The sequence below is a fragment of the Paenibacillus qinlingensis genome (genome assembly GCF_013204845.1).
GTDB lineage: Bacteria > Bacillota > Bacilli > Paenibacillales > NBRC-103111 > Paenibacillus_E > Paenibacillus_E qinlingensis.
In genome coordinates this window covers 168,315-184,579 of the sequence record NZ_JABMKY010000004.1, presented here as the reverse complement: position 1 = coordinate 184,579, position 16,265 = coordinate 168,315, and the positions used below count along the sequence as shown (strand labels likewise).

Genomic DNA, 16,265 nt, shown 5'->3' with positions numbered 1-16,265 from the left:
TCGCCTTTTCAGGCTTAATACACAATGAAGTCTTTGGTATACACCGTCTCATTATCTTCGGTATCCATGACGCGCATTTCTAGTTCCCAATTGCCTCTAAACGGTAGGTACGGCCCTTCCGATTTGTAACTAAATTTAGCAAAACCGTAGGACTCCTCTTCCTTATTATCTGTATAGATCGTTAAAGGGATAGAAATCGGTGCAATCTCTTCATCATCCTTATTATGCAAAATCAAGAGAACCTGCTTAGGTTGACCTGACTTTTCAGGCAGCCATACTTTGGCGACGAAGCTGTTATTGCCTGGAATTTTGGGCGTAATATCGACCGAAGCATGGACCTTCTCTCCCATCTGATGCCACTGAAGAGGCGCATTAGCAGGTATTGGTGCCATATAGGTAATCAGTCCGACAAGCACTACAATGATAACCATAAGGGATAGATCTAGCTTTACCCATACAATTGATTGATTGACTTGCTTTTTGCGAAGGAAGAGTCGAATCACGAATCCCAGCACGGCGACAAGCACGACCACGCCTACCTTCACAAGCAGGAGAATTCCCCACGTTGTGTATGTCAAGTATCGCAGATTCGGTAAGAATAACAAAACAGATAGAATCCCTGAAACAGTTAAAACAAGAATCGAAATCAGTGCAAATTTGGAAAACTTCTGCATATAACTGCCTAGCCCCGTCTTGTTATGGCGCCATTTCACATACAGCAGAATTAATCCGCCAACCCAACAAGCCGCAGCAACGAGATGAATAAAATCGAGCCCAATCGTCGCCCACAGAGGCGAGAAGGACGCTGCGTGGCCGCTGAAGCTTTTAACCGCAAGAAGAGCCAGGGCCCAACACACATCCAACCATGCCACCCTACCCAGCAATACAAAGCCTAAGAAGGATAACACAAGAAGCAGCACCCAAGAAATCCCGATATTGGTCGCGCTTAGCAGCTGCCATATTTCATCTACACCGCCGCCGCCCAACAGATCCTCAATATGAGTGAAAATAAGCAGCAATAGAGCAACAATGTGTCCGCGTTGCAGATTGAGCGACCAGGCAGCGAGCGATTTCTGCGCTTCTTCTCCTTGGGTTTTCACCAATCGTAACCAGAATGCCCAACCTGTCAAAGCCAACAGCATTAGAAACCATAAGCCGCGGGAGGCGTATTGCAGCAACCCTTTAGTCGTAAGCGGCCCTGCGCTGTGATCATGTCCCGTATGCGCGGATGGCACATCGAGCAAGTCCTCCTGCGGCGGATTCCCGACCGTGATTGGATAGCTCCCCCCCACAGGGTGACCATCTGCTGAGATGACGTGATAGCTAATCAAATACACGCCTTCTGCCAGTTTCGGCACATCCAGCTTGATACCCATCTGATCCTTATTCATCACCGCTTTGCGATTCGTCACTTCGGCACCGCTATGATCATAAACCTTAATATAAAAGAGTCCGCTATCTAATTGTTCATTGAACGTGACGGACACTACAGCTGGTGAGCTCTCAAGCTTCGCTCCCGATTCTGGTGTCGCTTCAACCAATGAAGCATGCGCAGAGACTGATTGGGGCGCAAGGACAGCACTCATAAGCATGATCGCTAACAGAGCAATCAAGCCTACTGGCAGTCGCAGGAACCACATTTTGGTGCGTTGTTGTAATAATCCCGTCATAAGTATCCCTCTAATCCGTTATTGGTCTACGGCCAGCAAATCCATCTTGCTCCCCGTGATAATAACGAATCCCATCCTCTCCTTGCTTCCAACACAGCAACACTTCTTGTCCGTTCATGACCGCAGGGAAATCAACAAGTCCCGTATCGATATCCTTTAGCTCAATGCCCGTCTTTTGAAAGCTTTGAATGAGTCCGCGCGCTTCAATTTGAAGAAATTCAAGCGCAGCTTCCATAACGAAAAAGGGATCCTTTTCCGAGCTAGGCTTCTCTGCAAATTCATTCTTCTTATGACGTAACTCCATATATTTGTCCTCAAATTCACGTTTCAAGGCTTGCATCTTCTTCAATTCCTGATCAACAAATGGCAATAAATGATTAGCCTCTTCCAAAGAGAACCATTTCTTTTCCGGCATAACGCACCTCCATATCCGTTATTTTAGCAAAAAAACAGACGAACTACGAATTCCACTACTCTGTTTCAGCCTTATCGTGAACGTGATGATGCCCATGATGGTGGCTGTGTCCATGACCTTGACTATGCTCGTCCACATGTGTAACAGACAGCTCCGCATAGGCAACACCTTTTAACACTTGTATGCGTTGCTGCAGCTCTCGAAGTTTCTGCACCTCACCGCGAACGACGAGTATTTCCAAGCATTGCTGATGGTTTAAATGGATATGCATCGTAGAAATGATGGCATGATGGTAATCATGCTGAAGATCCATGAGGGTGATCGGCAAATCACGACTATCATGGTCATATACCATGACAATGGTACCCGCAACCATTTCTGTTGGCTGCATACTGCTCGAGGTCAAAAGCGCTTTGCGCGCCAGATCACGAATCGCCTCCGAGCGATTATCATACCCTTGTAAGGCAATCAATCGGTCGAATTGCTCGATTAGAGATTGTGGCATCGAAATTCCAAAACGTACCAGATTGTCTTTATCCGACATGCATCTTGCTCCTTCATCTGTATCTTCATCTATCATTCTACTGTATCAGAAAGTGTTGGAGTCGCAAACCTCCGTCAAGGGAAATTGAACCATAGATAACGATCTTATGGCGAAAAAGCAAATTTATTGGGGCCATCCACAAAATTCTTATGGCAAAAACACAAAAAAGGAGAGGACATCGCCCCTCCTTTCCTAAGTAAGATTCATCAGTTGTTTGACGCGATTCTCCAGCTCCACGAGTGAGAATGGCTTCGTCATATAATCATCGGCTCCCATTTGCAGGCCTTTCGCCACATCGGCTTCCTTCTTCTTACCAGAAAGCATCAGTACCTTCAGATCCTTGGAGCGCGCTTGCGTATCTGTCTTGATTTTCTCTAAGATCGTAAAACCATCAAGCCCAGGCAAGATGCCATCCAAAATACAAGCGTCGAAAACTTGATCACTCAATAACTGCCATGCCGCTTCACCATCAGAAACCTGTGTAATCACAATCGGCAAGTGCTCCAACTGCGAAATCAGTATCGCTCTGAGAATCGGATCATCGTCAACGATCAAGAGCTTTTTCTTCTGCAGTTGGGCATTGGCATGAGCAACCAACTTCGTGAATTGTGCACCCTCATCTTCTAAATCGGCCAGCACGATGCGATTTTTGCCTTGCTGCTTCGCTTGATACATCGCATCGTCTGCTTTCGCTACCCACTCCGCAATCGTCATCCCTACTTGCCATTCGGCTACGCCAGCTGAGAACGTAATCGAGAACGTTTGACCTTCATTCTGCGCTACAGGCTTCACACGAACTTTATCTAAAACATCTTGCATGATCGACCTAGCTTGATCCACCGTCGTATTCGGAAGTGCGATGACGAACTCCTCACCGCCAAAACGAGCCAATAAATCGGTCGAACGCAAATTGACCTGCATAAGGTGAGCCAAGCCTTGGAGCACCAAATCACCTACGTGATGTCCATACGTATCATTGACGTTTTTGAAACTGTCAATATCGATAAACACGAGGGAAATTGGCGCTGGGTAGCGCTCGATACGCTGCAACTCTAACCCAATCTGCAAATCAAAATAACGGCGATTAAACACACCTGTCAGCGGGTCGCGGAAAGCCAACTGTTCAAAATTCCGAGTTCGCTTGAGGAGTCCATAGATGCGCGCCGCCAATTCCTCATATTGGAATGGCTTCGTCACATAATCATCCGCCCCTAAGTGGAAACAACGAACTTTGTCACTGATATCATCACGACCGGATAACACGATAAGCGGCAGCCATTTCAGAGTAGGATCTTCTTTGAGAAAATCAAATAGCTCATAGCCTGACTGCGGGTGCATCATCAGATCTAGCGTAACAAGATCATAGGTATGCTCACGCAGTAATTTTTTGGCTGACTCCACATCAGCGGCTTCATCAACAATACAATCATCGAGTTGCAATCGTCTAGTCAAATAAGAGCGAAGCGCATCGTCATCATCAACGAGTAAAATGCGACTTTTGAGAGTTCGAAGCATGGAACCTGTATTAGGATCTTTCTCCTCATCCATCTGAATTTCCGTTAAGCCGATATCGAGCTCCATTTTTAATTCAAGCAATAATTCAACCGTACGTTCAATGCTTTCATTTACAGGGCTCGTCGAAAGAAGCAACTCATGATCCTGCTTCTCCATGGCTAGGGCCCATTCCCATTTCCGCACCAAGTCTTCTGCCAGTTTACCAATCCTCAAATAACCAAAGACTGGCGCACTACCTTTGAGTGTATGCGCAATCCGATAGCACTGTTGCAAATCCGCAAGGATTGGCTTCATCTGAACCGTTGTCAGCAAGGACTGCAACTGCTGCAGCTGCTTGTCATATTCACGAATAAACAGCTTTCTTCCTTGTTTAAGAATTCTTGCATCACGATCGGATTCAGAAGCTGAATCTTTGGATCTCTCTATATTTCTATGGCTCATAGATGACCATCACCCTTTATAAGCTTAATCGAACTGATCCTAAAGTCCTCATCCAACCTCTCGCTGTAATAGCTGCCCGATGGTATCTAATAATTGAAGTGGACTGAAAGGCTTTACAATGTACGTGGTGACACCCGCTGCTTTCGCTTTCTCTTTATCTTTCTCCAACGCTTTGGCTGTCAGCAGAATCACTGGCAAGTCTTTATTCACATTATCACTTTGTCTCAACCAGGAGCAAACCTCTACCCCCGTGCGTTCCGGCATCATGTAGTCTAGAATGATTAAATCATAGGCTTCCTTGCCCAGCTGCTCAATCGCTTGTTGACCATCCTCAACCTCGGTGATGACGTATCCTTCATCCGACAACGTCTCCGTCAGCAGAAAGCGAAGTGCCAATTCATCATCGGCTAGCAAAATTTTGTAAGCTGACATGTTCTCTCTCCTCGAGTCCATAAATTAGTACTAATTATAGCATCATATCTGAGGCCAAGATAGGAAAATGTCGGAATACATCGAATAAAGTCACGCCTTCTTATTGTGCAGGTGAGATTTCCAAGAGGAGCCAGAAATAGCTGGAAGTCCACGTGGATTTGGATAACAATACACCCAACCTTGCTTCTCCAAAATGGCATCTTTTACCCAAATTCGTTCGTATTCATTGTCAGCATGACCTGGACTGTAATACGTTTCCAAAATGTCCATAGCAGCCAGTCCCTCTTCGGTAACCTCAATCCATTCCCCTTCAACCTTATGTTCATTGTCTGTAAGTACTAACGCAGGGTAAGGTCCTACATCATATAAACGTCCAAATATCGCGCCAGGTTGCACTTCCAACAAATACGGAGAGACAACATGATGATTGCTTTCTCCAACCAGTAACGTGCCATACACAAATACAGATATCATTTCTCTATTCCTCCTAAACATTCACATCCGTTATATGAATGATTTCGGCATGGTAACTAGCATTTCCTACAAAAAAAAAGCAGCATCACGATGGATGCTGCTGCTATGCCTGATTGGCTGTTAATTCACGTGTTTTGACGATAATTTTGCGGATGCTGTCTTCGGACAAATGAAACACCTTGATTAGCTCCAACACCGTCGAACCCGTTTGATACAAACGGAAAATCTCACGATTTCTCCGCTCAATGATGATGCGAGTGCCATTATTTTCTCCCCAGCCAGCGCGTTTCTGCTCTTTCTTAGGGATATAGACGATTTCGCCTTGGATATATTCTTGTAATTGTTTTAATAGGTTAGGGGGAAGAACATCTTTCCCGTTCTTGTAACTCATGGATGAAAACCTCCTCAAATTGTCGCAAAGCTTAACTTTGACTGATTTGCAGAGAGTATCTTCATCGCCCCTTAACCTCCTACCATTCTCAAAAATGGAATAAAAAAAACACGATCATAATCGTGCCTGTCGGTTGTATATGCAATTATACAATTCAGGTGAACGGTTATTCCACGAATGATATTCAGTTAGGAGACGAGTACCTCTGCGGCGGCCGCAACATTCATCGCTACTGTCATTGTCATTGTGTTCATTAAAAAGCACTCCCTTCACCGTAGTTTATTGTTGTGTTCACTTCGTGTTCACATTTCTCATTATATGTAAAAAGCGTCTCGCTGTCTACTCGTTCGTAAAAGTTATGCGAGGGCCTAGTGGCCCCCGCTTGGAACAGTGATCTCTGCTTACGCAGAGATCACCTCTGTTTGCGTTGTAATCACCTTGATCACTCCTTTCCATAGGAATTAGCTGGCCGGCTACATACCTATTAACTCATATTGTCGAGCAGTTCTCAAGTGAAAGAATGGTTATAGGGATTCTTTCCTTGTGAGGGGGGAGGTCCCCTTTTAATCTTAGGGGAGTGGCGCAGTGATAAGGCCAGTGAGAAACCCTGTGTCAACGGAACGAGCACCGCGTGTATGGTTGCGATTCTTTCTTGAGACGTCGATAGTAGCAGGCTCAGCAATCCTAATTAGTTTAAATGACGAACGCGCAACTGAGACGGGAATAAATGCATTCTCAGTAGCCATCAGTACCAGTTTCACTGTGAGACATCGATACTAGCAGTCCCAGATAATAAACTAGTCAAAATGACGCGATTCCCCTCTTGAGACGTCTATTTTTGCTGGCTCAGCAGCTTATCATCATCAAATTCACTCTGAGCCGTTGAAAGTGGCAGTCTTAGCAGTCAAACTAGTCTGTAATGAGACGATTCACTCTTGAGACGTCGATTATTGCTGTCTCAGCAGCTTATCAGTACTAAACTCTGTCTGAGCCGTCGAAAGTGGCAGGCTTAGCACAAGTAATTAGTACTGACTGATAGCGGAGTTTGAATTTTTGGTAGATATGTATTGACTTGACAGGGAAAGTTGCTTTGGCGAGTTACTTGTGTTGATGAGGAAAGTTATGGGGATAAATAAAAAAAGACCTAGCGAATTCACTAGGTCCCCAGCGGCATCACTGCGATGCCGCCTCTCTCTAATAGCGCGCGGATATCGCGCGCGAACTCCACGGCGTGCAACCCATCGCCGTGGATACAGATCGTGTCCGCGAGCATACTCAGGTCCTCTCCCGTGATGGAGAGAACCTTCCCTTCGCGGACAAGCCGTTCCACCTGCGCCGCAGCCTCGGCGGCGCTCTCAAGCAGTGCCCCGGCTTGATCGCGGGGCGTCAAAGAGCCGTCCCGCTGGTAGCTGCGGTCCGCGAAAGCCTCGCTCGCGGTCCGCAGTCCCGCGGCGGCGCCCGCCCGCAGCAGCTCGCTGCCGGGCGGGCCATACAGCGTCAGCTCCGCGCTGACGCTGGCCGTTGCAGCCGCAATCGCGGCGGCTAACTCATGGCGCTTCGCGGCCATGTGGTAGAGCGCGCCATGCGGCTTAACGTGCTGCAGGCGTCCGCCTTCGGCGTGGACGAAAGCCTGCAGCGCCCCGAGCTGATACAACGTCAGCTCGTAAGCCTCTGCCGGCGTGATCGCGATCTCGCGCCGGCCGAAGCCCTGCAGATCGGGGAGGCCCGGATGGGCCCCGATCGCAACGCCCTTACGCAGGCACAGCTGAACTGTGCTGCGCATGGTTGCGGGGTCGCCTGCGTGGAACCCGCAGGCGATGTTGGCGGAGCTGACGTAGTCGAGCAGCTCCGCATCGCGGCCGAGGCGATACGCGCCGAAGCCTTCGCCCATGTCACAATTCAAGTCAATCCGCAGCATGACGATTTCACTCCCCACTCAAGATGAATACCATTTCATCATCGTTCATTCATTACTTATTTCTTTCATTACTTATTTCTTTCATTACTCATTGCATTCTTAACTCAACTTACTCCCACACAACTCATTCTCCACTCTTCCCACTCCCATTCAGCACATTTCCTACTCAACCCACTGCAAAGTGCATTATTTTCATGCTTCGAAGTGTGGGAGTGGAGAACGCGTGGGGGTAATATCGGCAGATGTCACGGGAGTCATTCAGATAATTGAAGATCATCTGAGTAAAATTACGAAATAACTGTATTTTCTCCATCTATTCAAAGAGCATTTGGGCAAATTTTCGATCTAACTGTATTTTCTCCAGTTAATTTTAGCCATTTCCTTCCCATTGGGCGATTTAAGGGAAATTAACTGGAGTTTTTCCATTTAAATGCCAAAAACATTCCAAAGTGCCAAAAATAGCTGGAGTTTTTCCAGTTAAGTTGCTGAGGGGAGGCAGTTAGGGCTCGTCAAACTTCACATGGCTCTTAAAGCTAGTCGGGTTAGCCGGATTAGTCTAGTTCGTCTAGTTCGTCTAGTTCGTCTAGTTCGTCTAGTTCGTCTAGCTCGTCTAGTTCGTCTAGCTCGTCTAGTTCGTCTAGTTCGTCTAGCTCGTCTAGTTCGTCTAGTTCGTCTAGCTCGTCTAGTTCGTCTGGTTCGTCTAGTTCGTCTGGTTCGTCTCATTTGTATAATTCATCAGGTTCATTTAGTTAGTCTGGTTCGTCTCATTTGTCTGATTTGTCAGTCCATCAGGTTCATCTAGTTAGTTCAGTTCGTCTGGTCCTTCAGGTTCCTCTGTTCGTCTGGGCCATCAGGTTCCTCTGGTCCTTCAGGTTCCTCTGGTCCTTCAGGTTCCTCTGTTCGTCTGGCCATTAGGTTCCTCTGCTCCATCTAGTTAGTTCAGTTCGGTTCGTCTGGCCATCAGGTTCCTCTGGTCCTTCAGTTCCTCTGTTCGTCTGGCCATCAGGTTCTTCTGGTCCTTCAGGTTCCTCTGTTCGTCAAATCATATTATTTCCCAACATCCCACTCATCCCAAACCCCTTAACCAAGCCCTTACCCCCGCCCCCAGCAGATTAAGATCCATGGCCTGAAGCAACAACTGCTCCTGTGCTTCAAGGTGCGTAACTTCCTGAAAACGCAGCTGCCCACCTGGCTTCACCTGTGCCACCAGCGGTAAATCTGCTGTGATTACGTGACCAATGCGGGGATATCCACCTGTTGTTTGGCAATCGGCCATCAGGAGAATGGGTTGTCCACTAGAGGGGACCTGGATCGTGCCTGCAACGACGGCTTCTGAGATCATTTCGTAGGATAAGCCAGCTTCGAGCTCAAGCTTAGACTCACTTGCTAACCGATAGCCCATTCGATCCGATTGTGAGGTTACAAAAAAGCTTTGAGAAAGCAATCTCGACCAGCTGTTAGGTGTAAATATGGAGGCTTCCCTCCCCCTCACGATCCGGATTGTCGGATTGTCATGATAGTCAGGGCGAATCTTTGAACTCACGAACTTGCTCTGCAGTTCAACCTCATTCACAACGTCAGAAGCCAGTCCACCCTTCTCTACTTCCAATACATCCCCGATACGAAGTGTTCGTCCCTCATATCCACCAATAGCCGCTCTCTGATAGGTGCTGCGACTTCCGAGTATGTAATCAGACTTGAATCCGCCATGCGCAGCCAAATATGATCTACATCCCTCTACAGCGTATCCAACAGACAACTCGCTTCCTGCATGAAGGACGAAAGGTTGCCACATGGGCGCTGAGTCTCCATCCACTTTTGCCCCCATGTCTGCTCCACAAATGGCAACGAGCATATCGCTCTGTGCAATTAGAATTGGCCCCTGAAGGGTCATTTCCAAGGTAGCTGCTTCAGAGCCATTACCAACCAACAGGTTGGCTGCTCGGTGTGCAAAGTGATCCATCGGTCCAGACACAATGACACCATGTTTTCGATAACCATAGCGGCCCTCATCCTGAATGGCGGACAATAGGCCAGGTTTAATGACCTCAAAGCTCATGACTTCGCATTCCCTTCCTCTAACGCATGAAACTGCTCTGATGTGATCGCCACAAATCTCACTTGGTCACCGACCTGGAGTAAGGATGGGGGAATGATGTCCGGACGAAACAATCGGATTGGAGTTCGACCAATAAGCTGCCAGCCTCCAGGTGTTTCAAAAGGGTAGATACCCGTCTGTGTTCCGCCGATCCCCACAGAACCTGCTGGAATCTGTGTGCGCGGCACTGATTTACGCGGTGTAGCAAGCCGTTCATCCATCCCGCCCAGATAGGGAAAACCAGGTGCGAATCCAATCATATAAACGGGATACACACGTGATGTATGCCAAGACACGATTTCTTCCGTGCTCACGTGATGATAACTCGCTACATCTGCCAGATCAGGTCCAAATGCCGCCTCATAGCAGACTGGAATCTCCCTGATAGCTCCTAACTCCGCAGCTAATCCCTCACGATCTTCCAACAAATAAGCATCTAATAGCTGCTCAATGCTTTGCAGGACGTCGTCATATGGAAGCCAATCAGCATTCCCAGAAATTCGCCCACTTTTTAACACAACGTCAGAAGAATAGTTATAAATGCGGAATGCATCATAATAAATTGTAATGGTTGTATAAGCGGCGACTAGCTCAATAAAGCCATCCCGCCAGTTATTTTCTAAATAATTCACTACCTGCCTGACCTTATGTAGATTCGTTACCGATATGTCCTCACCTAAGCGAATCACAATCGCTGAGTCTCCAAGAGGATGGCATTCGTAGGCAAGCTTGGTCATGCGAAATGCTGCTTTTTCAACCAATTCGCGCAAACATTAGGCCAGACATACGCTTCTGGATGATCGTCTGCAATTCCAATACCGTGACGTCCTGACTCGAAGACATGCAGGTCAAATGGAATTTTATTGCGGCTAAGGGCACTAGCAAACAACAAGCTATTTTCAACCGGAACCGCTGCATCATCTGCTGTGTGCCACAAGAAAGTTGGCGGCGTATCTGTCGTTACTTGAAGTTCATTGCTTAAATTCTGTACTAACTCTTCACTAGCATCTGCGCCTATCAAATTAATTCGTGAACCTTGGTGTGCATCCACCCCAAATGAAATAACCGGGTAACACAGGACCATGAGATCGGGACGAGAGCTATGATGTTCAATTGGATCCACGGAAGTTTGATCTCCCGCATCGTAGTGCGTACCCGCTGTTGCTGCCAAATGTCCGCCTGCAGAAAAACCAAGAATACCAATGCGGTTCGCATCGACTCCCCATGCCTCGGCATGATGTCTCACGGTTCGAATGGCCCGCTGTGCATCTTGCAAAGGAATAGGATGTTTATATGGTGCTACGCGATAGTTCAACACGTAAGCAGATATGCCTAACCCATTCAGCCACTTGGCAATAGGCTCGCCTTCATGAGGGGCACGTCTACCGTAACCACCACCTGGGCATACAATAACTGCTCCACGCAAGCCATCTCCCTCTGCTGGATATAAGGTTAAGCTTGGGCAGCCTTGGTTCTCCTCACCTTGACTATCTAGTGTAGCTCCTGGCCATAATTCAATCGTTGTCCCTGTGTTCAATGTGAAACCCCCTCATGTGATTAACGTACTACGTTAATAATAGCCAATCTGTACCAAGTAGAAAAGCATCTATTTCAACGCTAAAGGAGCGATTCGATATGCTTGTAGTTACAACAGAAAACATTCCCGGTTATGAGGTTACAGAAGTTCTGGGCAGTACCTTTGGTGTCGTAGTAAGGGCTAGAGGCATTGGCGGAGATATTATGGCCTCTTTGAAAGGATTAATCGGAGGAGAAGTCACACAGTATACGCAAATGGTGGAAGACGGCCGCAGGCAAGCCATGGATAGACTGGTCAAGAATGCAACAGCCATGGGCGGTGATGCAATTGTCATGATGCGTTTCGACAGCGGGGATATTGGTCAAAATATGAGCGAAATCGTCGCGTATGGCACTGCCGTTCGGACGCGAAGGCTATGAGCGGAAATATCACTATTTTGCTCATATACGGCTTATGGATTGTTGGCTTCCTTATTCTACTTCTTCTAGGTTATCTCGTTTACGACAAACGCTACAAAACAAACGGTGCCGCGACACCACAATCGCCTCCAAACGGCTTTCTTTCTACACCTGAGGTTTTCATAGATCCAAAAGACGGATTCACCTATCGGGTTTACTACAATCCTCGAACGGGAGATCGTGCTTATATTCGTGAAAAGTAACTTCTCAGAAACGAAAAGCCTGGCAAAAGCCGAGGATCTTACGATTCTCACGCTCTTGTCAGGCTTTTGATATGCAGCACGAACTATTTCCAAATCACTTTCCAGTTATGGTTTACACTCGCCTCGATGGTACCTCGTTCCATAATGTAACCTGCCAGAAGCTCTGCTACATCCGTTGGAATGTCTTTCACAACTGGCTTATTCTGAAACATGGCATAGTTGCCCCCGCCAGCGGCGCGGTAATTGTTCATGACCACGTCGAATGAGGCGTCGAGCCCGATCGGTTCCCCTTCATAATCCAGCTGAACAACTCGGTCTCCGACTGGACGAGAAGCATTAATCGTATAAGAAATGCCCTCCCACATATCGTAGTTGTAATGGGCAGGCTTCGGTTCCATGAAAGACTTACTTACTTGCAGCTCCCCATTTTCCGCTATTTCAAAATACTCCGCAGACTGCTCCAAAGCATCCTTAATATCTTGACCAGAGATTCGAATGACCTTCAGCGTGTTCGGGTAAATGTAGTTGGAAACGATATCCCGCATGGTAATATCCGACGGGAATCCAGGTGAAACGTTATCGAATAATGCCGTGTTTGAAATCGGGGCACCTGACAGTTCCATTTGGACCTTATTAATAAACTCAATCAGCGCATTGTCCTCTGTACGAATCTTCATAGGATCTTTCACGAGCATGTCCCCTGTAAGCTTCCCGATGGGTTGATCCAACCATAGCTGTGTCTTCGCCTCGTAAGAACTGATCTGCTCGAGCAGCACCGCGTCTGGCTCCACATTCGCAACAGATAGAAGCTCCGATTGTTTAGAAGAAATGCGCCATTTCCCTTCTACCTGTTCTAGCACGATATTCACCTTCCCAAGTGTTACACCCGCTGTTCCAGGTTGAACGATGGTTACACCGTTAATTTGGACCCCAGCAATGCTTCTATGCTGATGACCTGTGAGCAGAACGTCTATCCCTTCTACTTCCATGCACAGTTGATACCCTTGATTCTCGCCTGTCAGCGGTTCCGTAGGCTCACCAGTTGCGATATCTCTTTCAAAACCGCCGTGGTAGGAAACAACAACGACATCTACCTGTTCCTGCTCTTTGAGGAATTGTATCCATGTGCGAGCTGCAGCAATCGGATCTTCAAAGCGCAACCCGACAATATGCTTCGGGTCTTCCCAGTTCGGAATATAGGGAGTTGTTAAGCCAAGAATCCCTACACGCACACCATCCTCAAATTGCTTAACAAGATACGGTTTACCAAAGAAAGGCTCGCCCGTTTCCTCATTCACAATATTGGCACACAACCAAGGGAAATTAGATTCCCGCACTGCTTTCTGAAGCACGTTCGTACCATAATTGAATTCATGATTCCCAAGTACTGCTCCATCATATTTCAAATAGTTCAGACCTAACACCATGGGATTCATCGGTTCATTATCCAAACGTGCATGGTGATAGGCGAGTGGCGTACCTTGAATTAGGTCTCCATTATCCAACACGATGACATGTGCTTCCCTGGCGCGTTCCTGTGCGATTAGGGTCGCAATTTTCGACAATCCCACATCATTGGGATGATTATTTGCATAATGAATGGGAAACATATTCCCATGGAGGTCGCTCGTTTCTAAAATCGTAATATGGCTTGTTCGTGCTTGTCCAATCTGCGTCAAGCGATTCACTCCAGTTCATAATTATTGTAAAGTTTTACATATCATTTGTCAGTTTAACAAATACTTCACACTATCTTCCATATCTCTTATGATAATGTTATAGTACAACATAGATAAAAAGTAAATATTTAAACGGAGGTCAAAAAAACATGAAAAAATTAGTCGTACTTAGTTTGTCCATGATTGTAGCTGCAGGTGCTCTTGTAGGCTGCGCGAAAAAAGACGAGACTCCAGATGCTTCATCAACTGCTAAAGCAACTGCTGCAGCAACAACGGCAGCAACAGCTACTCCAGCAGCTGCAGGGTTCGTACCGAAAGAATTGAAAGTACAATTCGTACCTTCCCAAAATGCAGAGACACTTGAAGCAAAAGCTAAGCCGCTTGAAAAATTGCTTGGAGATAAATTAGGAATCCCAGTTAAAGTTTCCGTTTCCACAGATTACAACGTTGTTATCGAAGCTATGTCCTCCAAACAAGTAGATGTTGGTTTCTTGCCGCCAAGTAACTATGTTGTTGCTCACGATAACCGTAAAGCTGCTGATCTTCTTGTACAAGCACAACGCTTTGGTGTTGATGATACAACGGGTCAACCAACGAAAGATCTTGTAGATTTCTACAAATCGATGATTGTTGTCAAAGCCGATTCCCCAATTAAATCCGTAGCTGATTTGAAAGGCAAGAAAATGGGCTGGCAAGGTGTTACTTCCGCAGCTGGTTACATTTACCCTGGTCTTGTTTTGAAAACCGCTGGTGTAGATCCGGTTAAAGATGTAACAGGCGTTCAATTCCAAGGACACGATAAAGCGATTATCGCACTTCTTAACGGCCAAGTTGATGCAGTAGGCGTGTTCCAAGATATCCGTACTAACATGATTAAAGATTACCCAGATATTTTCAAACAAACGAAAGTTCTTGCTTTCTCCGATAAAATTCCAAATGATACAATCGCTGTTCGTTCCGATATGGATGCAGCTTGGAAGAAAAAAATTCAAGATGCTTTCATCGCGATCGGTAACGATCCAGAAGGTAAAAAAGTGATCATCGATGTATACACGCACCAAGGTTATGTTGCTACGACTGATGATAAATTCAACATCGTTCGTGAAGCTAACAAAGCAATGGGCTTGAAATAATTTCAAAATGCTTTAAAATCAAATTACACACTACACAACAAACCACCGCAGCATGTGTCTAACATCCATGACGCGGTGGTTTTTCGCTTCTAAAATTTACATTCTATACCAGACTTTCCTTGCATATTATGAATGTGGCACGCCCGTCCAAGCTCATCGTTTACTTTCATCTATCAAACGTTTACTAAGTCGGTCGTGTCATAACTCATTGTGGGGTGAAAAAAGGGATGTACGAAATGCTGATCATGCGTAAAACGGAAGTTATTATTCGGTGCGGCACCGATGAAGTTCGAGGCGTTATTGCGCAGTATTACCCAGAATTCCAGCTTTTAAAAATAAACAACATTATGATCCCCATCACCTTAATTGATCAAATTGAAATTATAGGGCCGGATGAACCCCTCACGCAAGCCTCACATCGGCTACGTGAGCCTCGTATCCTCCACTTGGTTGCGCAAGGTGGGGTCAGCAGTAAGTAAAAAATGGCTCTTGAAGTAAAAAGGCAGTCCTTGAAGGTTATAACCTTCAGGAACTGCCTTTTTTGTTCGAACATTTATACGATTCGTTTTCGCAGTGTTCCCGAGATATAGTCAATGATCGATACAGTGACGATAATCCCAATCAAGATAATACCTACACGCGGCCACTGCCTTGCATTCAATGCGAAGATCAGCGGTGTTCCGATACCTCCAGCACCAATGACGCCAAGTAAGGTCGCCGAACGAACATTAATTTCAAAACGGTAAAGGGTATACGAAATGAAATCCGGTATGACCTGTGGAATGACGGCGAATGACATCCGCTGCCAGAAATTCGCTCCAACAGCCGTCATGGCCTCTGTAGGCCCCATATCCATGTTCTCAATGGCCTCGGCATACAGTTTGCCCAACATCCCGACAGAATGCAAGCCAAGAGCCATTACGCCCGCGTAGGCGTTTGGTCCAACTGCTTTAATAAAGATCAAAGCCATAATGATTTCCGGAATTGTACGAACGATGCTTAGGAATAGTTTCCCTGTACCAGAAACAGCACGGTATTTGCTCATGTTCGCCGCGGCCCAGAAAGCAAAAGGAAGACAAACAATCGCCGATACGAAGTTACCCAAATAGGAAATCGATAACGTTTCAAGCAAGGAACGAAGTAAATCTTCGCCTTCTGGGATGTAGACATAAGCCCAGTCTGGGTGGAACAACCCACTGATCATCGCTTTTGTAAGAACCCAAGTGGTTGGTTGGAAGCCTGTTAACTCCAAGCCCGTTAGCGCCCAAATAAGAAGTCCGATCACCGCCACTATGCCAATAATTTTATACGTATTAGCTCGTGTCTCCGATAATGGTTTAGCACTGCCTTTTAACAG

18 protein-coding genes are annotated in these 16,265 nt (G+C 46.5%); 5 read left to right on the top strand and 13 right to left on the bottom strand.

Going from position 1 to position 16,265, the window contains the following annotated elements:
* Positions 1 to 14: 14 nt before the first annotated feature.
* The 8 genes from HQN88_RS10465 to HQN88_RS10430 form a co-directional block, all read right to left on the bottom strand.
* On the bottom strand, positions 15 to 1,670 hold the full coding sequence (locus tag HQN88_RS10465; RefSeq protein WP_173110794.1) for a copper resistance CopC/CopD family protein: 1,656 nt from the start codon (positions 1,668 to 1,670) through the stop codon (positions 15 to 17).
* A gap of 10 nt (positions 1,671 to 1,680) precedes the next feature.
* Entirely contained in the window at positions 1,681 to 2,085 is a 405-nt protein-coding gene (locus HQN88_RS10460; protein WP_173110792.1) for a DUF2203 domain-containing protein, read from the bottom strand.
* 55 nt (positions 2,086 to 2,140) lie between these two features.
* Positions 2,141 to 2,629: a nickel-responsive transcriptional regulator NikR gene (gene nikR / locus HQN88_RS10455; protein ID WP_173110790.1), complete on the bottom strand. Its 489-nt coding sequence runs from the start codon at positions 2,627 to 2,629 to the stop codon at positions 2,141 to 2,143.
* Positions 2,630 to 2,821: 192 nt separating this feature from the next.
* On the bottom strand, positions 2,822 to 4,585 hold the full coding sequence (locus HQN88_RS10450) for a response regulator (RefSeq protein ID WP_173110788.1): 1,764 nt from the start codon (positions 4,583 to 4,585) through the stop codon (positions 2,822 to 2,824).
* Positions 4,586 to 4,633: 48 nt separating this feature from the next.
* Complete coding sequence (locus tag HQN88_RS10445) at positions 4,634 to 5,017, bottom strand: response regulator (protein ID WP_173110786.1); 384 nt, start codon at positions 5,015 to 5,017, stop codon at positions 4,634 to 4,636.
* 90 nt (positions 5,018 to 5,107) lie between these two features.
* Positions 5,108 to 5,491 (bottom strand): gamma-glutamylcyclotransferase family protein, encoded by a 384-nt coding sequence (locus HQN88_RS10440; RefSeq protein ID WP_173110784.1) that lies wholly within the window; start codon positions 5,489 to 5,491, stop codon positions 5,108 to 5,110.
* 103 nt (positions 5,492 to 5,594) lie between these two features.
* Positions 5,595 to 5,882: a CD3324 family protein gene (locus HQN88_RS10435; protein WP_028556449.1), complete on the bottom strand. Its 288-nt coding sequence runs from the start codon at positions 5,880 to 5,882 to the stop codon at positions 5,595 to 5,597.
* 1,156 nt (positions 5,883 to 7,038) lie between these two features.
* Positions 7,039 to 7,800: a LamB/YcsF family protein gene (locus tag HQN88_RS10430; RefSeq protein WP_173110782.1), complete on the bottom strand. Its 762-nt coding sequence runs from the start codon at positions 7,798 to 7,800 to the stop codon at positions 7,039 to 7,041.
* Between the two features lie 520 nt (positions 7,801 to 8,320).
* Between HQN88_RS10430 and HQN88_RS10425 the strand changes: the two genes are divergently transcribed.
* A complete protein-coding gene (locus tag HQN88_RS10425) occupies positions 8,321 to 8,602 on the top strand; it encodes a hypothetical protein (RefSeq protein WP_173110780.1) in 282 nt (93 codons plus the stop codon).
* 264 nt (positions 8,603 to 8,866) lie between these two features.
* Here HQN88_RS10425 and HQN88_RS10420 read toward each other — a convergent pair whose 3' ends face one another.
* Genes HQN88_RS10420 through HQN88_RS10410 form a run of 3 tightly spaced genes read right to left on the bottom strand, consistent with a single transcriptional unit; the run spans position 8,867 to position 11,435 of the window.
* Positions 8,867 to 9,859: a 5-oxoprolinase subunit C family protein gene (locus HQN88_RS10420; RefSeq protein WP_173110778.1), complete on the bottom strand. Its 993-nt coding sequence runs from the start codon at positions 9,857 to 9,859 to the stop codon at positions 8,867 to 8,869.
* Positions 9,856 to 10,635 (bottom strand): 5-oxoprolinase subunit PxpB, encoded by a 780-nt coding sequence (gene pxpB / locus HQN88_RS10415; RefSeq protein WP_173110776.1) that lies wholly within the window; start codon positions 10,633 to 10,635, stop codon positions 9,856 to 9,858. Before pxpB ends, HQN88_RS10420 begins: the two co-directional genes overlap by 4 nt.
* Positions 10,632 to 11,435: an alpha/beta hydrolase gene (locus HQN88_RS10410; RefSeq protein WP_216855686.1), complete on the bottom strand. Its 804-nt coding sequence runs from the start codon at positions 11,433 to 11,435 to the stop codon at positions 10,632 to 10,634. The genes pxpB and HQN88_RS10410 overlap by 4 nt, the downstream gene beginning before the upstream one ends.
* 98 nt (positions 11,436 to 11,533) lie before the next feature.
* On the opposite strand from HQN88_RS10410, the gene HQN88_RS10405 reads away from it, so the two are divergent.
* Positions 11,534 to 11,854, top strand: coding sequence for a YbjQ family protein (locus HQN88_RS10405; protein WP_173110774.1), 321 nt, complete (start codon positions 11,534 to 11,536; stop codon positions 11,852 to 11,854).
* Entirely contained in the window at positions 11,851 to 12,096 is a 246-nt protein-coding gene (locus HQN88_RS10400) for an HD family phosphohydrolase (RefSeq protein WP_173110772.1), read from the top strand. The genes HQN88_RS10405 and HQN88_RS10400 overlap by 4 nt, the downstream gene beginning before the upstream one ends.
* 83 nt (positions 12,097 to 12,179) lie before the next feature.
* Here the strand turns inward: HQN88_RS10400 and HQN88_RS10395 are convergent, their stop codons facing one another.
* Positions 12,180 to 13,784 (bottom strand): bifunctional metallophosphatase/5'-nucleotidase, encoded by a 1,605-nt coding sequence (locus HQN88_RS10395; protein ID WP_420794131.1) that lies wholly within the window; start codon positions 13,782 to 13,784, stop codon positions 12,180 to 12,182.
* Positions 13,785 to 13,924: 140 nt separating this feature from the next.
* On the opposite strand from HQN88_RS10395, the gene HQN88_RS10390 reads away from it, so the two are divergent.
* Both HQN88_RS10390 and HQN88_RS10385 read left to right on the top strand, forming a co-directional pair.
* Complete coding sequence (locus HQN88_RS10390) at positions 13,925 to 14,908, top strand: phosphate/phosphite/phosphonate ABC transporter substrate-binding protein (protein ID WP_173110768.1); 984 nt, start codon at positions 13,925 to 13,927, stop codon at positions 14,906 to 14,908.
* A 227-nt stretch (positions 14,909 to 15,135) separates the two neighbouring features.
* The gene (locus HQN88_RS10385) at positions 15,136 to 15,387 is read left to right on the top strand and encodes a hypothetical protein (protein ID WP_173110766.1); all 252 of its coding nucleotides are present in this window, start codon (positions 15,136 to 15,138) and stop codon (positions 15,385 to 15,387) included.
* Positions 15,388 to 15,461: 74 nt separating this feature from the next.
* Here the strand turns inward: HQN88_RS10385 and phnE are convergent, their stop codons facing one another.
* Positions 15,462 to 16,265, bottom strand: coding sequence for a phosphonate ABC transporter, permease protein PhnE (gene phnE, locus HQN88_RS38745; protein ID WP_173111574.1), 804 nt, complete (start codon positions 16,263 to 16,265; stop codon positions 15,462 to 15,464).

Coding starts and splice junctions, on each gene's coding strand:
- HQN88_RS10465 (WP_173110794.1), bottom strand. CDS start 1,670: ATGACGGGATTATTACAACAACGCACCAAAATGTGGTTCCTGCGACTG.
- HQN88_RS10460 (WP_173110792.1), bottom strand. CDS start 2,085: ATGCCGGAAAAGAAATGGTTCTCTTTGGAAGAGGCTAATCATTTATTG.
- nikR (WP_173110790.1), bottom strand. CDS start 2,629: ATGTCGGATAAAGACAATCTGGTACGTTTTGGAATTTCGATGCCACAA.
- HQN88_RS10450 (WP_173110788.1), bottom strand. CDS start 4,585: ATGAGCCATAGAAATATAGAGAGATCCAAAGATTCAGCTTCTGAATCC.
- HQN88_RS10445 (WP_173110786.1), bottom strand. CDS start 5,017: ATGTCAGCTTACAAAATTTTGCTAGCCGATGATGAATTGGCACTTCGC.
- HQN88_RS10440 (WP_173110784.1), bottom strand. CDS start 5,491: ATGATATCTGTATTTGTGTATGGCACGTTACTGGTTGGAGAAAGCAAT.
- HQN88_RS10435 (WP_028556449.1), bottom strand. CDS start 5,882: ATGAGTTACAAGAACGGGAAAGATGTTCTTCCCCCTAACCTATTAAAA.
- HQN88_RS10430 (WP_173110782.1), bottom strand. CDS start 7,800: ATGCTGCGGATTGACTTGAATTGTGACATGGGCGAAGGCTTCGGCGCG.
- HQN88_RS10425 (WP_173110780.1), top strand. CDS start 8,321: ATGGCTCTTAAAGCTAGTCGGGTTAGCCGGATTAGTCTAGTTCGTCTA.
- HQN88_RS10420 (WP_173110778.1), bottom strand. CDS start 9,859: ATGAGCTTTGAGGTCATTAAACCTGGCCTATTGTCCGCCATTCAGGAT.
- pxpB (WP_173110776.1), bottom strand. CDS start 10,635: ATGACCAAGCTTGCCTACGAATGCCATCCTCTTGGAGACTCAGCGATT.
- HQN88_RS10405 (WP_173110774.1), top strand. CDS start 11,534: ATGCTTGTAGTTACAACAGAAAACATTCCCGGTTATGAGGTTACAGAA.
- HQN88_RS10400 (WP_173110772.1), top strand. CDS start 11,851: ATGAGCGGAAATATCACTATTTTGCTCATATACGGCTTATGGATTGTT.
- HQN88_RS10390 (WP_173110768.1), top strand. CDS start 13,925: ATGAAAAAATTAGTCGTACTTAGTTTGTCCATGATTGTAGCTGCAGGT.
- HQN88_RS10385 (WP_173110766.1), top strand. CDS start 15,136: ATGTACGAAATGCTGATCATGCGTAAAACGGAAGTTATTATTCGGTGC.